At 68.3% G+C, this 16,997-nt stretch carries 18 protein-coding genes and 1 pseudogene; 11 read left to right on the top strand and 8 right to left on the bottom strand.

Translation table 11 applies throughout. The features are described 5' to 3' along the window. The first annotated feature begins 84 nt into the window (after positions 1–84). From AB0J88_RS20050 to AB0J88_RS20040, 3 genes are all read left to right on the top strand, one after another. Complete coding sequence (locus AB0J88_RS20050) at positions 85–1,071, top strand: NlpC/P60 family protein (protein ID WP_364353066.1); 987 nt, start codon at positions 85–87, stop codon at positions 1,069–1,071. Positions 1,072–1,097: 26 nt separating this feature from the next. Continuing rightward, positions 1,098–2,036, top strand: coding sequence for a CHAP domain-containing protein (locus AB0J88_RS20045; protein ID WP_364353063.1), 939 nt, complete (start codon positions 1,098–1,100; stop codon positions 2,034–2,036). 336 nt (positions 2,037–2,372) lie between these two features. After that, the gene (locus tag AB0J88_RS20040; RefSeq protein ID WP_364353060.1) at positions 2,373–2,618 is read left to right on the top strand and encodes a sigma factor-like helix-turn-helix DNA-binding protein; all 246 of its coding nucleotides are present in this window, start codon (positions 2,373–2,375) and stop codon (positions 2,616–2,618) included. 263 nt (positions 2,619–2,881) lie between these two features. Here the strand turns inward: AB0J88_RS20040 and AB0J88_RS20035 are convergent, their stop codons facing one another. Continuing rightward, on the bottom strand, positions 2,882–4,228 hold the full coding sequence (locus AB0J88_RS20035) for a serine/threonine-protein kinase (RefSeq protein ID WP_364353057.1): 1,347 nt from the start codon (positions 4,226–4,228) through the stop codon (positions 2,882–2,884). 416 nt (positions 4,229–4,644) lie between these two features. Next, on the bottom strand, positions 4,645–6,231 hold the full coding sequence (gene groL, locus AB0J88_RS20030; RefSeq protein ID WP_364353054.1) for a chaperonin GroEL: 1,587 nt from the start codon (positions 6,229–6,231) through the stop codon (positions 4,645–4,647). A gap of 705 nt (positions 6,232–6,936) precedes the next feature. Between groL and AB0J88_RS20025 the strand changes: the two genes are divergently transcribed. Next, complete coding sequence (locus AB0J88_RS20025; RefSeq protein WP_364353051.1) at positions 6,937–7,248, top strand: GlsB/YeaQ/YmgE family stress response membrane protein; 312 nt, start codon at positions 6,937–6,939, stop codon at positions 7,246–7,248. A gap of 80 nt (positions 7,249–7,328) precedes the next feature. Here AB0J88_RS20025 and AB0J88_RS20020 read toward each other — a convergent pair whose 3' ends face one another. Both AB0J88_RS20020 and AB0J88_RS20015 read right to left on the bottom strand, forming a co-directional pair. Further along, positions 7,329–8,057 (bottom strand): GAF and ANTAR domain-containing protein, encoded by a 729-nt coding sequence (locus AB0J88_RS20020; protein ID WP_364353048.1) that lies wholly within the window; start codon positions 8,055–8,057, stop codon positions 7,329–7,331. A gap of 109 nt (positions 8,058–8,166) precedes the next feature. Then, on the bottom strand, positions 8,167–8,877 hold the full coding sequence (locus tag AB0J88_RS20015) for an ANTAR domain-containing protein (RefSeq protein ID WP_364353045.1): 711 nt from the start codon (positions 8,875–8,877) through the stop codon (positions 8,167–8,169). A gap of 448 nt (positions 8,878–9,325) precedes the next feature. On the opposite strand from AB0J88_RS20015, the gene AB0J88_RS20010 reads away from it, so the two are divergent. The 4 genes from AB0J88_RS20010 to AB0J88_RS19995 all read left to right on the top strand — a co-directional run bounded on the left by AB0J88_RS20010 (position 9,326) and on the right by AB0J88_RS19995 (position 12,433). Beyond that, entirely contained in the window at positions 9,326–10,255 is a 930-nt protein-coding gene (locus AB0J88_RS20010) for a SigB/SigF/SigG family RNA polymerase sigma factor (protein ID WP_364353902.1), read from the top strand. Positions 10,256–10,495: 240 nt separating this feature from the next. Then, positions 10,496–11,275 (top strand): hypothetical protein, encoded by a 780-nt coding sequence (locus tag AB0J88_RS20005; RefSeq protein WP_364353042.1) that lies wholly within the window; start codon positions 10,496–10,498, stop codon positions 11,273–11,275. Positions 11,276–11,345: 70 nt separating this feature from the next. Continuing rightward, on the top strand, positions 11,346–11,921 hold the full coding sequence (locus tag AB0J88_RS20000; protein ID WP_364353039.1) for an RNA polymerase sigma factor: 576 nt from the start codon (positions 11,346–11,348) through the stop codon (positions 11,919–11,921). Between the two features lie 209 nt (positions 11,922–12,130). Then, entirely contained in the window at positions 12,131–12,433 is a 303-nt protein-coding gene (locus AB0J88_RS19995; RefSeq protein WP_364353036.1) for a hypothetical protein, read from the top strand. 379 nt (positions 12,434–12,812) lie between these two features. Here the strand turns inward: AB0J88_RS19995 and AB0J88_RS19990 are convergent, their stop codons facing one another. Continuing rightward, entirely contained in the window at positions 12,813–12,944 is a 132-nt protein-coding gene (locus tag AB0J88_RS19990; protein ID WP_364353033.1) for a hypothetical protein, read from the bottom strand. 369 nt (positions 12,945–13,313) lie between these two features. Between AB0J88_RS19990 and AB0J88_RS19985 the strand changes: the two genes are divergently transcribed. The 3 genes from AB0J88_RS19985 to AB0J88_RS19975 all read left to right on the top strand — a co-directional run bounded on the left by AB0J88_RS19985 (position 13,314) and on the right by AB0J88_RS19975 (position 15,053). Then, on the top strand, positions 13,314–13,982 hold the full coding sequence (locus AB0J88_RS19985; RefSeq protein ID WP_364353030.1) for a BON domain-containing protein: 669 nt from the start codon (positions 13,314–13,316) through the stop codon (positions 13,980–13,982). 352 nt (positions 13,983–14,334) lie between these two features. Further along, entirely contained in the window at positions 14,335–14,742 is a 408-nt protein-coding gene (locus tag AB0J88_RS19980) for an STAS domain-containing protein (protein WP_364353027.1), read from the top strand. After that, the gene (locus tag AB0J88_RS19975; protein ID WP_364353024.1) at positions 14,739–15,053 is read left to right on the top strand and encodes a hypothetical protein; all 315 of its coding nucleotides are present in this window, start codon (positions 14,739–14,741) and stop codon (positions 15,051–15,053) included. Before AB0J88_RS19980 ends, AB0J88_RS19975 begins: the two co-directional genes overlap by 4 nt. 51 nt (positions 15,054–15,104) lie before the next feature. Here the strand turns inward: AB0J88_RS19975 and AB0J88_RS19970 are convergent, their stop codons facing one another. From AB0J88_RS19970 to AB0J88_RS19960, 3 genes and pseudogenes are all read right to left on the bottom strand, one after another. Continuing rightward, positions 15,105–15,356: a hypothetical protein gene (locus AB0J88_RS19970; protein WP_364353021.1), complete on the bottom strand. Its 252-nt coding sequence runs from the start codon at positions 15,354–15,356 to the stop codon at positions 15,105–15,107. A 17-nt stretch (positions 15,357–15,373) separates the two neighbouring features. After that, positions 15,374–16,450: an acyl-CoA desaturase gene (locus AB0J88_RS19965; RefSeq protein ID WP_364353018.1), complete on the bottom strand. Its 1,077-nt coding sequence runs from the start codon at positions 16,448–16,450 to the stop codon at positions 15,374–15,376. A 74-nt stretch (positions 16,451–16,524) separates the two neighbouring features. Then, a pseudogene (locus tag AB0J88_RS19960) lies at positions 16,525–16,722 on the bottom strand (response regulator); the annotation flags it as partial. Positions 16,723–16,997: the final 275 nt, after the last annotated feature.

Below are 16,997 nucleotides of genomic sequence, written 5' to 3'. Positions count from 1 at the left end.
GGAAATGCCGATGGCGCCCCATCACCCGGTGGGTGCCGACAAAGCGTTCTGGAGGATTGCATGAGAACCAGAGTTCGAAAGGGCTTGCGACAACTCGCCGTTGTCGCCGCCTTGGCGGCGGGACTTCTCGGCGCGGGAGTCGCCGCCGCCGCGCCGGCTCAGGCGGCCGTGACGGTGCGGGTCGAATCGACGATCACCGCACACGACCTCCCATACCTCAACAGCCCCTACATCACCGGCTCCACACTCAACCCCGGACAATCAGTCTCCGTCGAATGCTACGTCCGCGGCCGCGAATACGTCGGCGACACATTCTTCTGGTACCGAATCAACACCAGATACTATCCCGCGTACGCCATCGCCACCGCGACCGGAATCCCCCAATGCGGCGGACCCTCCACAGTCCCCTCAGCCGCCAACGGATACAGCACACCAACATTCGACGCACCCGCCGCCACCGGATGGTTCGCCTCCAACGAAACCGTCCAAGTCCTCTGCGTCGCCGCCGGCCAAACCTACGAAGGCAGCAACACCTGGTACTTCGTCAAGGGCTACTTCCTCCACGCCAGCCGACTCGCCACCCGACCCACCCTCTACACCTGCAAAGGCTTCGCCACACCGGGCGACGAGGTGGCGGCGACGATCGCCGCGGCGTCCAGCATGATCGGCCGGTACCCCTATTCCTGGGGCGGCGGCAACCAGAACGGGCCGACCTATGGCATCTGCTGTAGCCCCAGTGGCCACGACGACCGTGACGTCTACGGCTTCGACTGCTCCGGGCTGACGCAGTACGCCTTTTACAAGGGCGCCGGGGTCAACATCGGCGGCGACTCGCGGTCGCAGTACAGCAACGGCTATCGTGTGCCGTTCTCCCAGCGCAAGTCGGGCGATCTGATCTTCTGGTCAGACAGCAGCCTGTCACCGAGCGCGATTCACCACGTGGCGATCTTCATCGGTGGCAGCTCCATCATCGAGGCCACCCGGGCAAGCAGCGGCCCCCAGGTCCGCAGCCGCACCTTCAGCGCGAGCGAGACCGGTGTGATGCCCGCCGTGGTGCGGCCGATCCGGTGATCCCAGCGACCCGAGAAAGGCGCAGAATGTCGAAACACATCGCCGCCCGGGTGTTCGCTGCCATGGGCCTGGTGGTTGTGGCCGTCCTCGGGCAGGTGGCGATCGCGGCGCCGGCTCAGGCGGCCGTGACAGTGCGGGTCGAATCGACGATCACCGCACACGACCTCCCATACCTCAACAGCCCCTACATCACCGGCTCCACACTCAACCCCGGACAATCAGTCTCCGTCGAATGCTACGTCCGCGGCCGCGAATACGTCGGCGACACATTCTTCTGGTACCGAATCAACACCAGATACTATCCCGCGTACGCCATCGCCACCGCGACCGGAATCCCCCAATGCGGCGGACCCTCCACAGTCCCCTCAGCCGCCAACGGATACAGCACACCAACATTCGACGCACCCGCCGCCACCGGATGGTTCGCCTCCAACGAAACCGTCCAAGTCCTCTGCGTCGCCGCCGGCCAAACCTACGAAGGCAGCAACACCTGGTACTTCGTCAAGGGCTACTTCCTCCACGCCAGCCGACTCGCCACCCGACCCACCCTCTACACCTGCAAAGGCTTCGCCACACCGGGGAGCTTGCGCAATGACTACCCATACAGCGGCCAGACGTCCGGGGTCGATCCGTGGAATTTCTACAAGGGACAGTGCACGTCCTTCGTCGCGTGGCGGCTCAACGATCGCGGCAACATCGCTTTCCACAACTATTATCGGTCCGTCCATTGGGGCAATGCCTATAACTGGGACAATGCCGCGCGCGACGCGGGCATCACGGTCAACAGCACGCCGCAGGTCGGCGCGGTGGCCCAGACCGACAGCGGATCCGGACACGTCGCCTGGGTGGCGGCGGTGCATTCCGACGGGACCGTGACGGTCGAGGAATACAACTACGCGACGCCCAGCGCGTACGGCACCCGCCGGGTGCTCAGCAGCAGATTCGTCTACCTGCACTTCCGTTAGGTCCGGTCGACCCCGGTGGACAGGCGCCAGGAGGCGGCTGTCCACCGGGCTTCTACTAGGAGATCTCCTGCCGCTCGCGGCCGTTCGAGAGGCGAAAGAGGCCCTTGACCCTGACCTGCGGGCGCCGAGGCGGTTCATCTTCTCCGGGTCTGCAAAAACGAACATTTGCGCTGTAGTGGTCGCAGCCGGGCGTGGCGCGCTGTGCCTGGCGACACCACCGGCGCACCGATAGGGCGACGATGAGGTAGCCGCGGCCGTCGACGCGGCTGCGACCGTCGTCCGCAGCCCGGAGAGTGATCGTCCCAGCGTGTTCCCTGGTGTCCAGGCGGGTCCCCGGTGGCCAACGAACTCGGCGAGAAGCCCGCTCCTGTCCACCGCGCTCAACGCGTAGACGGTGTCGCCAAGAAATGTGTCGTCCAGTCGGTCACGTTGCGGGACGTTCTCGGCCTGCGCTGTCGCGAGATCGCCGAGCTGCAAGCGGTGCCGGAGGGAACAGTGAAGGAACGAATCCACGAGGCGAGGCGCCGGCTGCGGGAGAGGCTCACCATCGCGGGCGCGCCGGTCGGCGGCAAGGCCGCGTGATGCGCCAGCACGGAAGGCACGCGACGGGGCGTCGGCGCGCGGCCGTGCTCCTCGCGTCGGGCGTGCTGGGAGCGGCCACCGCATGCGGTGGCGGCCGGACAGCGGTGGAACCGCTACCCATCGAGCTCGTGACCGTCGACCCCGAGTCGCTGGTCTCTTCGTCGTACGAAGCAGGGGGCGTCGACGTCGTCTTCCCCCAGACCGGGAACCGTCGAGGTCCATCCCGCACGCGGACCGGATCGACAGCATCACGGTGATGGTGATCAGGTAGCCCGCACCCGTACCCCGGCCAACAGCGCCTCGACGAACTCCGGCCCGCTGCCGGCCGGCGGCATGATCTGCACATAGACCAGCCCGACATCGCCTGGGCCGTGGCCGGCCGCCTCGACGATCATCGGCTTGGGACCCGGGCACGCCGCGTAGCCCGCCAGTGTCCAGTCGACGCCCACACCGTGGATCGTGCGGACCGGCGTGGCGGTGCACCGCGTCCGTGGATGCTGGGCCACGTACGCGGCGGGCGTGGCCCCGGCACTCGACAGCCCGATGAACGCGCCTGGGACCTGGGCATCGGTCAGCCAGCGCCCCGGGGACGGCGACACCACCAAGGCCGGTTCGCGGGCACCGGCCGTGCCGAGCGGATCCGACCAATCCGACGCCACGGCCTCCCAGCCGGGTGGGAGCATGACCGCGATCCGCCCGGTCCGATCGGACGCCACGCCCGCCGGCCACCTCGACCGGTCGTCGGCCGACAAGCCCCCGAGGACCGCGGCGGCCGTTAGCACCGCAGCGGCGACAACGGCTGCGCGGCGCCGCCGTACCGCCGAGGGGCTTCGCACGCGCATGATGTCGTCCAAGGCGGCGCCGAAGGCGGACGCATTCCGGTAACGGTCGGCGGGTCGCACGGCGGTGGCCCGCCGAAGCACGTCGGCCACACTTGGCGGAACCCCCGGACGCAACCGGACCCGCCGATCGGTGGAAACGGTCAGCAGCCGCTGGCCGAGTCGGCCGAGACCGTAGACGTCGGTGCGGGCGTCGACGACGGCGAGCGGGTCGTCCTGCTCCGGGGCCATGTATCCGGGTGTGCCGGCGCGCGCCGTGAGACCCGACGCCGCGGCAAGTGCCTTGGCGAGGCCGAGGTCCGCGATGACGACCTGCTCCGACGGGCCCGGCACGCCGTCGACGGACCGGAACAACACGTTGCCCGGCGTGAGGTCACGGTGCACGATGCCCCGCTCGTGCAGGACCGCGACACCCGCGGCGATCTCCCGTAGCAGCCACAGCGCGGCGCCGACCCGGATGGTCCCCGAGGCCAAGCGGTCCCGCAGGCTGCCGCCGTCGGCCCAGGACATCACCATGAAGGGCCGGCCGTCGGGCAGCTCCCCGAGTGCGTAGACCCGGATCACGCGTTCGTGGTCCAGCTGCCACAGCATGCGTGCCTCGTCGAGAAACCGCTCGCGAACTCGCAGATCATGACTCCAGTTCTCGGCGAGGACCTTGATCGCGACCCGCGCGCCGAGCGAGGCGTCGTGCCCTAACCACACCATGGCGAACGAGCCGGCACCGAGCGGCCGCTCGATGGTGTAGGACCCGATCCGCTCGGGGGTGGTCACGCTGTCAACCGTCGCACATGCGGACGGCCGCCGCCGCGTCCGCGTGCGTCAGTATTTCGCCAGCGGTGGTGTGGGGTTCGCGGTCTGGGGTCAACGGGCGCGCCTGAGACCGTGCGCGAAGTAGTCTCGGGCGCTCGGCGATCATGCGTGGCCCCTCAGGTGCCCCAGCGGCGACGTAGTCATCCACCGCTGGATAGAACTGGCGACGGACGGCGAGTCCGATGATCGGGTTGGCGAGGGCGATGGCGATTTGCAGGGCCCGAGCTCCCCGGACAGATGCGGGTAGAGCCACAGCGGTTTGCCGGCACTACCACCGGCATTCGTGCTATCGACTGCCGTCGTCGTCCAGCCGACGTGACCACGTGTGCCAATTCAGACGGCAGCTCCAGTGCCTTCTCGTGCGGACATCTGGCGTGTCATGATCCTAGCTTCGCCGGCTTGTCGGCGATGAGCACCTCGGTGGTGAGGAACAGCGCGGCGATCGAGGCCGCGTTCTGCAGCGCGGATCGGGTGACCTTAGCCGGTTCGACGATGCCTGCCTCGACCATGTCGACGTACTCACCGGTGACGGCGTTGAGGCCGTACCCCGCCGGGAGTGACCTGATCTTCTCGACGGCGACGCCGCCTTCGAGGCCGGCGTTGACGGCGATCTGTCGCAGCGGCGCTGTCAGCGCTACCCGCACGATGTTCGCGCCGGTGGCTTCGTCGCCGGTCAGGTCGAGCTTGTCGAACACGGTGTCGGCGGCGTTGGCCAGGGCCACCCCGCCCCCCGGCAGCAAGCCTTCCTCGATGGCCGCCTTGGCGTTGCGCACGGCGTCCTCGATGCGGTGCTTTCGCTCCTTGAGCTCGACCTCGGTTGCCGCGCCGACTTTGATCACCGCGACGCCGCCGGCCAGCTTTGCCAGCCGCTCCTGCAACTTCTCCCGGTCGTAGTCGGAGTCGCTCTTGTCGATCTCGAAACGCAGTTGGGCGACCCGACCAGCGATCTGCTCGGCGTCACCGCCGCCGTCCACGATGGTCGTCTCGCCCTCGGCGGCGACGATCGTGCGAGCCCGGCCCAGGCTTTCCAGCCCGACGGTGTGCAGGGTGATCCCGAGCGTCTGGCTGACGACCTGGCCGCCGGTCAAAACGGCGAGGTCGGCCAGCATGGCCTTGCGCCGGTCCCCGAATCCAGGCGCCTTGACGGCCACCGATGTGAAGCTGCCCTGGATCTTGTTGACCAGCAGGGTCGCCAAGGCCTCGCCCTCGACGTCCTCGGCGATGATCGCCAGCGGCTTACCCGTCCGCATGACCTTCTCCAGGATCGGTAGCAGGTCGGTCAGGTTCGCGATCCTGCCGTCGACGATCAGGAGGTACGGATCGTCGAGTACGGTCTCCATCCGCTCGAGGTCGGTGACGAAGTAGGGCGAGAGGTAGCCGTGGTCGAGGCGCATGCCTTCGGTGAGCTCGAGCTCGAGGCCGAAGGTGTTGCTCTCCTCGACGGTGATGACGCCGTCCTTGCCGACCTTGTCCATCGCCTCGGCGATCAGGTCACCGACCGTCGCGTCGCCCGAGGAGATGGTCGCCGTGGCGGCGATCTGTTCCCTGGTCTGGACGTCTCGCGCCTGGTGGCCCAGTGCCTCGGTCACCGCGGCGACGGCTTCCTCGATGCCACGTTTGAGCGCGATCGGGTTGGCCCCGGCGGCGACGTTGCGCAGCCCTTCGCGTACCAACGCCTGCGCCAACACGGTGGCCGTCGTCGTGCCGTCCCCGGCCACGTCGTCGGTCTTCTTCGCGACCTCCTTGACCAGCTGGGCGCCCAACTTCTCGTGCGGGTCGTCGAGCTCGATCTCCTTGGCGATGCTCACCCCGTCGTTGGTGATCACCGGCGCGCCCCACTTGCCGCCGAGCACGACATTGCGGCCCCTCGGGCCCAGCGTCACCTTCACCGTGTCGGCGAGGACGTTCATGCCGCGCTCCAGGCCACGACGGGCCTCTTCACCGAAAGCGATCAACTTGGTCATCTGCGTGAATCCCTCAACGTCGTCGTGCCCACGTGCAGCACCCTGCTCGGGCCGACCTGCGATGACCGCTGCTACGGTCCCCCTCCCGGGGGTCCCATCCCATTTCGGTTGGCACTCGCGTCAGGCGAGTGCTAAGGACAGTGCAGCACCGAACACCCCGGAATGCAAACGACGGTCCGGCCAAACCCGTCCATCCGGTCAGCGCCATCGCGGCATGGCCCAGATCCCGATGCGACTGCCGCCCGGCGTGGCGACGCAGATCCCGAGCCAGGCGGCCCCGGTTCGGGTACGCGGCACGCGACCCGTGGGCGACCTCGCCGGCGGGGTGGCCGGGGGCTGTGGCGGCCCGCTGGTGTTCGGGTCAGCCGGTGCGTTTCCGGTGTGGCGTAGGTCGTTGGACATGACGAACCCTTGGGGGTGAGGCCGGTATGGCGGGCACCTCAGGGTCGGGGCGTCGATTCCGGAATGTCTTCATCGTACACATGTCCGACCCTGGTGCGGTGCATGTGCCAGCCGCGATCTGGCGTACCGGGATTGCGGTGTCCCGGCGATCGAGCCCTCGGCTGGCCGGCATCGGCTCAGCGAACGCATCGGTGTTTGCCGTCGTTTCGTGACGCGACTGGCGTTTAGAGATCGGTCGATGCGGAGACCCGGCAGAAGGGCCGCCCTGCTTTGGGACATCGGCCCGCCATCAAGGAGAGCGTCATGGGCGTTGTCGCCTGGATCGTGCTCGGTGCCGTCGCCGGCCTCATCGCCGAATACCTCACCGGAAAGAAGACCGGCCTACTGCTGGCCGCCGTAATCGGGATCGCCGGTGCCCTGCTCGGCGGGTTCCTGGCGAAGGAACTGCTCGGTTTACAGACGCTGGACAGCTTCTTCAACCTGAGCACCTGGATCACCGCGATCATCGGAGCCGTGGTTTTGTTCCTGCTGGTCGGGGCCGTTCGGGGACGCGGTGGACGGACCCGGCGCTCCGGCAGCCGTTGGCGCAGCCGCAGTAGAGCAAGCCGGCGGTAGGGGCAGGACCGGCTTCAGAGGTTGCGCGATGCCTCGCCGGCGTCCAAAGTAGACAGTTGTTGCCGCCGCGTCGAGGGCAATCAGCGGGGCGGGCTGCCGGCCGTCGCTGGTGGGATCTGTTCGGTTCCGTCGACGACGGCTTGGGCGAGGTCGGACAGGCGCTGGTTGTGGCTACGGGCGTTGCCGCGCAGCAGGGTGAACGCCTCGGCCATGTCCAGGTGGAGCCGTTCGGCCAGCACGCCCTTGGCCTGCTCGATCAGGATCCGACTGCGCAGCGCGGTCTCCAACTGCTCGGTCAGGACCTCGCGGCGGTGGATGGCACGTTGCTGCAGGAGTCCAATGGTGGCCACGTCGGCCAGGGCTTGACCGATACGGAGCTTTCCCTCATCCAGCGCACCCGGTGTGGTGTCGAACAGGTTCAACGCGCCGATCACCTCCGCGCGCAGCCGCATCGGCACCGCGTGTACGGCGGCGAACCCGACTTCAGCGGCGGCGGCGGTAAACCGCGGCCACCGGCCGGCCGAGGGCAGGTCGGCGACCGACACGGGCTGGCCCGTGCGGAAACAGTCCACGCACGGGCCCTCGTCGGTCTGCAGTTGGAACAGCTCCAGCAGCCGGGTCCGTTCGGAGGAGGCGGCCACCACCTGCAACGCGTCTCGCTGGTCGGTCAACAGCAGCCCGGCCGCCGAGACGCCCAACAGTTGTACGCACCGCTCGGTCAAGACGTGCAGGAAATCGATCACGTCGAAGTCGTCGACGAGAGTGTCGGCCATCTCCACGAACACGTCGGCTAGCTGGGCCTCGGCCATTCTCAATCACCCTCGCTACACAGGTGGGCGTCCTCGTCCGGACAGTAGACCTGTCCTGCCGGCGGCCTGCCGCCGCCCTTTGTCATCCGAGCACGCCGAGTCGGAGGCCTCAACGGTCGCCGCGGTCTTCGTCAGGGTCAGGGTCGAATCGTAGCCGTCGGGCTACCACGTCCGCGGCGACGTGATGCAGCCGCCTGTCGTGGGCGTACGCGTAGGCGCGCAGCCGGATCAGCGCCACCGCCGCGCTCACCCCCAACTGTACGGTGATCATGCCGGTCGCCTGATGCACCTCGGGGTGCGCCAAGCCGTCCGGATCGGGGCGGCGTCCGTCCGGGTGTGGCCGGTCGTGCTGTTCCGCGTCGAGCAGCAGAGCGCACGCGGTGTCGGCCAGCAGCAGCGCGTCGGCGAGCTGGTCGCCGTTCAGGCTGCCGGGCCGGGCACGGTAGAGGTCCAGGACACCGACCCGGATCCCGCCGACGTGCAGCGGCAGCGCGAACACCGCACCCGCCCCGGCAGATATTGCCGCGGGCGCGAACATCGGCCAGCGGAACAGGCTGTCCGGGCCGGTCAGGTCGACGGCCAGCGCCGGGCCGCCGTCGACGGCATCCACCCCGGGCCCCTCGCCCAGGGTCAGGGCCAGCTCGGCCAGCTCCGCAGCGACCTCGTCGGTGGCGTACACCGTTTCGCGGGGAGAAGCGCTGAGCACCACCGTGACGGCGGCGCCGTCCACACCAGCCGACGCCGTGACTACGTGGCAGACATGGTCGACCGCGATCGGTCCACCGTGGGCCTGTTCCGCGAGCAGGCCCCACAGCCGCATCCGTCGATCGGTATTCACCGCACCGCCCCCACCAGACGCCGCGACACCGAACCTGATTGCATGCGAGCGCCTCCGATACCAAACGGTTCGTGAGGCCGCGGACGGGCAGGTGACGTTGGACAAGGACCGGGTCGAACGCGACGGGCTCCTCGGGCGGCTTGTCACCACCCACCCTACGCCCGAAGCGGCAGGCTCCGCCTGGTCGGCCGCGGCCTGGGGCTTCGGGTGAGCACACCCTCGCCCGCCAGGCCCTGGTGTCTATTGGGCATCGGCGTAGAGTGATCCCCAGGATTGGCCTTCTCCGCAACCATGCGCTCGGCAGCGTTCACGCTGGCGCATCCACGCCGCCCGGACCCAGCGGTCACCATCCAGCGACTTCTCGGCACCGTCTAAACAGGTGCGCCGTCAGCCGCCACACCGCATGCGACTCCATAGGGCGTTGATCATCGTGACCATCCGTGCCGAGCCAGCCCTGATCACCGCGGCGCTCACCCATCCCGCCAAGCCGCCGACGCCCGTCGTCGGCTCTCACCGGCTCGTGGCCACGACCATCGATGCTGATCCCCCAACACGCCGCTGGCAACCGGGCGGCACGTCCGCCAGCACCGAATTGCTGCTGTGCCGACGCGACAACCTGCCGGCGGGGCATCCCGACCGGGCCCGACTCCGCGCCCGGGTCATCGAGGACAATCTGTCGCTGGCCGGCCGACTGGCCCGCCGCTACGCCGGTCGTGGTGAGCTCCTCGACGACCTGGCCCAGGTCGCCGCCCTCGCCCTGATCACCGCCGTCGACCGCTACGACAGCAGCCGCCAGGTCCCGTTCACCGCCTACGCCGTCCCGACCATTCTCGGTGCCCTCAAACGGCATTTCCGCGACACCGCCTGGGCCATTCGCGTTCCGCGCTCGACCCAGGAGCTAAACCAGGAGATAGCGAGTGCCACCGGTGAGCTCAGCCACCGGCGGGGCCGCCACCCGACCGCCGCCGAACTTGCCGACCACCTGCACGTGACCATCGATGCCCTGCGGGCCGCGCTCCGCGCCTCACACGCCTACAACCTGGTATCGCTGAACGCTCCACACACCGCGGGAACCGGCATCGACCGCATCGACCTGCTCGGCGCGATCGACCCGCGCTACGTCGAGGTTGACGACCACCTGACACTGCGGCTGCTCATCACGGCCCTGCCCGACCGGGAACAACGCATCCTCGCCCTCCGATTCTTCGACCACATGACCCAATCCCAGATCGCCGCCGAGATCGGCCTGTCTCAAATGCACGTATCCCGACTACTACAGCGGAGCCTTGCCCGGCTCCGGGCCGCAATGATCGCCACCGACGCGCCGCCGCACACAACCACGACAGGTGTACCTCAATGACGGCCGGTCGCGATGCGGACCAGAGTTGATCACTCAAGTTCCACAGCCCGATCGGGCGACGAACAATGCGGGCCACAACACCCGGCGTAGCGGCACTCGCAGTCGTGGCAGCGCGGTGAGCACGGCCACCGACAGCAGTGTGTTGACGCCGCCGAAACAAACGGGCGCGGTCGCGTCCGAACAAAAGGGCTCGGCGGGAGGACTAACAGGGTGAATGTCCTCGAAGAAGGAGTCATCATCATGCGATCCCCTCATCTTCCGCGGTTGGCGGCGCTCGCCGTGTTCGCGCTGGCTTCGGTGGCCGCGGCGGCCGCCTGCACGTCGGCGCCCGGGCCAAGCAAAGCCGTGCCCGGTCCGGCCGGCAGCACCACGGCAAGCACCGCGCCGGCGACCGCCGGACCCACCCCTGCGGTGCGGACGCCGCAGGCCGCGGCGCCTGTCGCCGTGCCACGACACACCCGTTCGTCGTCCGGTTCGCGCTGTCTCGGCGCGGTCGTCCATCGGCTCAACGCGGCCGACACCGGACCGCCCTGGCGCCCGCTGTGCATGGGGGTCGGTGGCATCCTGCGCGTCGAAAACCTCGGTCCGGACGGATTCACGGTGAGTCCATCGGACAAGATGGACTGTTGGTATGAGGCCGGCGTGCGCGAGTGCCGTCTGGTCCACCCCGGGAAGGTCCGTCTCACGATCGATCCCGGTGACGCGGGGATCCGGACCCTGAGCTTGACGATCGCCTCGGCGTCGAAGCCGGCGCCGGCGTGCCGGGCGACCGCTCCCTACGGGATCGACGCCGCCGAAGGCGGCCCGCCGTGGCCCGCGCTGTGCCTGAAGGTCGGTGCCGTGCTGCGGGTGTCCAACCTCGGTCCCGAGGGCTTCGTGGTGAGCCCGGCCGACGCGGTCCGTTGCTCGTACGAGGCAGCGGTGCGCGACTGCCGTTTCCTGCGCCCTGGAACCGTGACGTTCGCCATCACCCACGGCGACTCGGCGACGCGGACGCTGACCGTCGTGGTCGTCAGATAGCCAGATGATCCACTCAAGTTGGCACCGGCTGGACGCCTCCGCGTCCGGCCGGCGCGCGCATGCTCAGTGCATGAATGAAACCTCGGCCCGGAACGAGCTGGAGATCCTGGCGCGGACGGCCGCCACCGGTGACCCGGTCGCGCTGGACTCGCTGCTGGTCGCCGTCGGCCCCGAGGTCCTGCGGTTGTGTGCCCGGTTCCTGCCTTACCGGGAAGACGCGGAGGAGGCGTGCCAGGACACGCTGCTCGCGCTCGCACAGGGCATCACCCGGTTCGAAGGTCGTTCGTCGTTCCGTACCTGGCTGCACCGGCTCGCCGCAAACCGGGCCCGGTCGACCTACCAGCGGCTGCGCCGGCGCTTCGACACCGAGGCGTCCGGGACGCCACTGCCCGACGCGCCGGATCCGCGCCGCACCAGCGTCATCGCCGGAACCCGGCTGGACCTGCTCGACGCTCTCGACAGCCTGAGTCGCGATCTTGCCGAATCCGTGACCCTGCGCGACGTCCTCGGCCTCAGCTATCGCGAGATCGCCGGACTGCAGAGCGTGCCGGAGGGGACGGTGAAGTCACGGATCCACGAAGCGAGGCGCCAGTTGCGGCAGAAACTCACCGTCGTCCCCGCACCGACCGGCACCGGGGTCAGCTGATGCGCCGGCGACTCGTCGCCGTCCTCCTCACATTGACCCTGCCCGGAACGGCCGCCGCCTGCGGTGGCGGCAAGATCGCGGTGGCGCCGCTACCCGTCGAGTCGGCGGCAGCGACGACCACCACCGCCTCCGGGCCAGCACCCTCGTCGATCGCGCCACCCACGGCGGCCTCCCTGCCATCGCCCCGCCCGCCGCGCAGCCGACCCCTGGTGCCGCCGAAGCCCTCGCCGACGCCGACCTTGGACGCCAGCTGCTTCGGACCCGTCCGCTACGAATTGAAGATCGCGGAGACCGAGTTCGACCTCCTGAAGTCGCTCTGCTTCACGGCAGGCGGAATTCTGCGCCTGCAAGGCATCGGACCGGGGCTCGTCACCGTCGATCCTGATGAGCTGGTCTCGTCGTCGTACGAAGCGGGGGTTGTCGACATCGTCTTCCTCAGGCCCGGAACCGTCGAGGTCACCATTCCGCACGCGGACCGGATCGACACCCTCACGGTGGTGGTGATCAGGTAGGTCGCACCCGTATCCCGGCATGATCTGCGGTAGACCAGGCCGCCGCTGCCCGCACTTCGGCCGGCCGCCGCGACGATCGCCGGCTTGGAACCCGGGCACGCGACCATTCCGCAACCGTCCAGTCGATGCCCACCCCGCCGAGGGTCCGCGTCGGCGCGGCGGTGCAGCGCGCGCCTGGACTACCGTGCGACCGGAGACTACGGCGCGGACCGGTTCATGGACTGGGCGGCCACCTTCCATCGACCCGGCGGGATCGAGCGATGAGGCACCGACGAACGGTTCGACGACTTCGAGCGCCTGAACGGTGCCCGGTCAACTAGCGACGACGCGTTCGCGTGAACCATCCGGTCGGGCTCTGTCCACAGTGGCTGCTGTGTGGTCAGCGGCCGGTCGGTGGTATCAAGGAGGCCGGCTTCCCCGCGTCGCTCTTGGCCTTTTTCTTTGCCCGTTTTTCCTTCAGCGTGCTCGCCTGCTTCTTCCGATCTTCCTTGTGAGCGGACTTGTTCGCCATGAAGGCAGTGGAGCACTCATCCCCTCGAAGCGCAAGCGAGCGGTCCTGGTTGCCGAGCAACGGATGGGCGTTGTTGGAGTAACAGACACTGCCCGAGGTCTCATCTCCGCCGCCACCACACGCCGCGGTGGCGATCAGCGGCAGAGTGAGGACCGCGGCGAGCAGGGAGTCCTGAGCGACGCTCGCACCCTACGTCTGTTCGGCCCAGTCGGCGCGGCGCGTGGCAGAGAGAGGAGACAATAAATGTTGTACGTAATAGGTGCCTATACTTTGCTATATACGGGAACTTTTTACCGAGTTAGAAGATTGTTTTATTTATATACCTAATTGTCCTTGAGTAATCCTGCCCGAGGGACCATCGTTCGACTCATGACACAGGCAGTACAGCGCACCGACAAGGACCTCCAAACCGTCATCAGCGATGAGCTCCTCTTCACGCCCGACCTCGACGCCGCGCGCATCGAAGTAAGTGTGAAGGAGGGTGTCGTCAACCTTGCCGGCGACGTCGGCACTCTGCCCGAGCGGCACGCCGCGAAGCGGGCAGCCATGCGCCTGTGGGGCGTCAAGTCCGTCGTCGACGGCATAGTCGTCCGCATCCCGCGGTCGTCCGGCACCGAAGACGGCGAGATCGCCAAGAAGGCCGCGCAGCTGCTCGACTGGGCGGTCGATGTGCCTTCCGCCACCGTCAAGGCAGACATCGACAACCACGTGATCACGTTGTCCGGCACCGTCACCTGGGCATGCCAGCGGGACGCCGCCGAGCGCGCCGTCACGTACCTCAACGGTCTCGCCGGGATCAGGAACGACATCTCGCTGAGCCAAGGCGCCGGGGTCACCGTCATGAAGCCCGCGGTCGAGAAGGCCATCGCGCGCAACGCCCAACTGCGCAGCCAGGCCATCACCGTCGATCTCAAGGACCACGAGCTGACCCTGCACGGAACTGTGCGGTCCTTCGCGGATCGCCGCGGTGCCGAGCATGCCGCCTGGTCCGCCGCCGGCGTGACCAGCGTGCGGAACGACCTGCGCGTCACCTCCTGACCCAACCGACGCCGGCACACGCACGGCCGCTCAACGCCCCATGGGATCGTCCAACGCCGCACGAACTGCCGCGCTGGCCGGTCCTATGGGGCTGTCCCGGCAGATTTGTCGCCGGACAGAGGTGCTCCGACGGAGGTGGAGAAGGTCGGATGGCCTCTCCGTCCCGGTGTGCGAGTAGTCTGCCTAGTAGCTGCGCCGCACTGACGTGCGCGGCTCGTCGAGACCGCAGCACCCCGATCAGGTGCCGCCTCCCCGGCCCGGGCCTGGTCCTCGCCCGCTCTGACGCATTCCATGCAGTTAGGTCGGAGGAAACATGTTCACCTCTGTCTCGCCTCTGCCCCCGGTCCCACAGATGCACATCGATGAAACATATCCGTCGCAGGACACGGCCCGGGCTGCCGTCGTCGGTGAGGTCGACCTGGCAACCGCTCAGGATCTCCGCGACCACTTGCTCGACGTGCTTCGCGGGCATCCGCCGGTCGCCCTCACCGTCGACCTTTCCGGCGTCACCTTTATGGACTGCACCGGAATCAGTGCGCTGGTTGCCGTACGCAACGCCGCCGTTCAGGTCGACTGCCACCTGCGGGTCACCGGCGCCCGGCCCATCGTGCGTCGAATACTCGACCTGACCGGCTTGCTCAGCGTCCTCACCGTCGCGCCCGACCAGGCGCAGCGGCCGGTGACGAACCCCGAAACCCTTACCGGGTCGGGCTCATCCGCAACCGGCAGCGCAGACCCCGAGCGGCTGGTCGCTGCATGACCTGGGACCGAACGCCGAAGGACGACGAGATCCAGCCCTGCCGGATCACGATTCCCGATGACGAGCCGGTGGATCTGTGGGACCGGCTCGCGCGAGTTCGCTGGGCCCGCCCCCTCGGCCCCACCACGGTGCCAGTCGGCGTCGCGCAGTTCCCGGACGATCTCGCCTCTGTCCGGACCTTCGCCGAACACCAACACACGAACATCATCTCCTGGAACCACTGCGACCGCGGCGGGCACTACGCCGCCCGCGACGCACCTGACCTGCTGGTCGCCGACATCCGCCAACTCTTCGCAACGCTCCGCTCCTGAACCTGACGGGACGACGCCGCCATCAGGTCGTGGTCGATCGAGATGCGCTGGTCAGCCGTTGCCCTTCGGGCGTCTGCCCTGCAGCGCGCGCTGAATGAGTGGACATTGTTGGCGATATACCTGCAGGCGGGTCGCGGCCCCGGTGCCCATGGCGACCACCCCGGGGACGTCCCGCGCGGCCACGGCCGCGATCTTCTTCACTACGCCGTCGGCGACCGTGATCCGGCCTCCGTCGTGCCCACCACCGCGGATGCGGCGCTCGTGGTCAGGGTCCCGCCCCGCGCCGGTTCGTTGGTCGGTCATACGCGCGGTCTGCATCGTTACGTCATGTCCGTTGCGGTGGGGAGCGCGGGTGTCCGCCCGATGGTGTCGAGGTGGCGAAGTGCCTGGGTGTATGACGCGACCAACCCGGTTTCGAGGTACGAGACCCGGTGGGCAGCGCAGAACTCCTTGACGATGCGTTGGGCGTGCCGCAGGTTGGCTCGCGGCATCGAGGGGAACAGATGATGTTCGATCTGGTAGTTGAGGCCGCCGAGCGCGAAGTCGGTCAGCCAGTGGCCGCGCACGTTGCGCGAGGTCAGCACCTGACGACGGAGGTAGTCGCCGGCGTCGGCGGGGCTCAGTTGCGGCATGCCTTTGTGGTTGGGTGCGAAGGAGCATCCGAGATAGAGCCCGAACAAGCCTTGGTGTACGGCGATGAACAGCAACGCCTTTCCCGGGGACAGAACCCAGAACACGACCCCCAGGTACCCGGCCGTGTGCAGGCCGAGCATGGCCAGCTCGATGAACCGGGGCCGGGTGCGGTCGCTGATCAGGTAGCGGACGCTGGAGACCCGCAGGTTGACCGCCTCCAGCAGCAGCAGCGGGAAGAATCCCCACGCCTGGAAGCGGTAGAAGAACCGGGCGGCGCGCCCGCTGGCCTGTGCCTGCCTCGCGGTGAAGACGAGCGCTCCGGCGCCTACGTCCGGGTCTTTGTCCTCGTCGTTGGGGTGGGCGTGGTGGCGGCTGTGCTTGTCCACCCACCAGCCGTAGCTGAACCCGACCCAGACGTTGGCGAGCACGACGCCGGCGACGTAGTTGGCTCGGCCGGACCGGTAGATCTGACGATGGCCGGCATCGTGGCCCAGAAAACCCAGCTGCGTGGAGATCACTGCGACGTAGGCGGCGGTGGCGAGCTGCCACCACGAGTTGCCGATGAGGATGAAGGCGGCGACGCCGACGGCGCACATCGCGGCCATGACAGCGATCATCGCGAGGTAGTACCGGGGGCGCCGGTCAAGCAGGCCGGCACGCTTGATCTCGCGAGACAGTTCGGCGTACGCGCTTCCCCGAGCTCTTTGATCTGACAACGCGCTGCGTTCCGTTGACACGACGGGGGGCGGTTGGATCGACGGCATTCAGTCTCCTGGCACGGGTCGGAACGAGGATCCGACGCCGGGGTCCAGGGCGAGCCGGTCAGTGGGAGTTACCCAGATCGACGCACTCGTACACGCACGTACTCGTCGACGTGGAGAGCGGTGAGCAGGATGACCTCGGGAGGGTCGGGGCTTCCGCGCAGCAGTTCGGTCGCGGCGAGTCCGTCCAGTCCGGGCATCCGGACGTCCATCAGGACCACGTCGGGCTTGTGCTCGGCGACCGCGGCCGGCACCGCAGAGCCGTCGGCCGCCTCGGCGGGTCTCGCTGCCCAGGTGTACCTCCACGCCGGTGATCTGGTCGCCGAACCGCGACAGCGCGGCCTCGACATCGGCCTCGAGCCGCCGCACCATCCCATCGCCTGACCCGCCGGGGGCTGGAGCTGCTAGCGAAGCTGGGCTGACGCCAAGAGAAATGGTAGGAGCGGTCCGTTCCAATCGGATACGACCAAGACGCGGGTGCGCGGGCGGGGCGACCGGCAGGTGCTCGCCGGCCTGGTGGTCAACGAACGGCCGCTGGCACCGCGCACGG

It is taken from the genome of Asanoa sp. NPDC049475, from assembly GCF_040676915.1.
Lineage (GTDB): Bacteria > Actinomycetota > Actinomycetes > Mycobacteriales > Micromonosporaceae > Asanoa.
The sequence above is the reverse complement of the archived record's forward strand: the minus strand, read 5'-3'. Positions and strand labels throughout refer to the sequence as shown.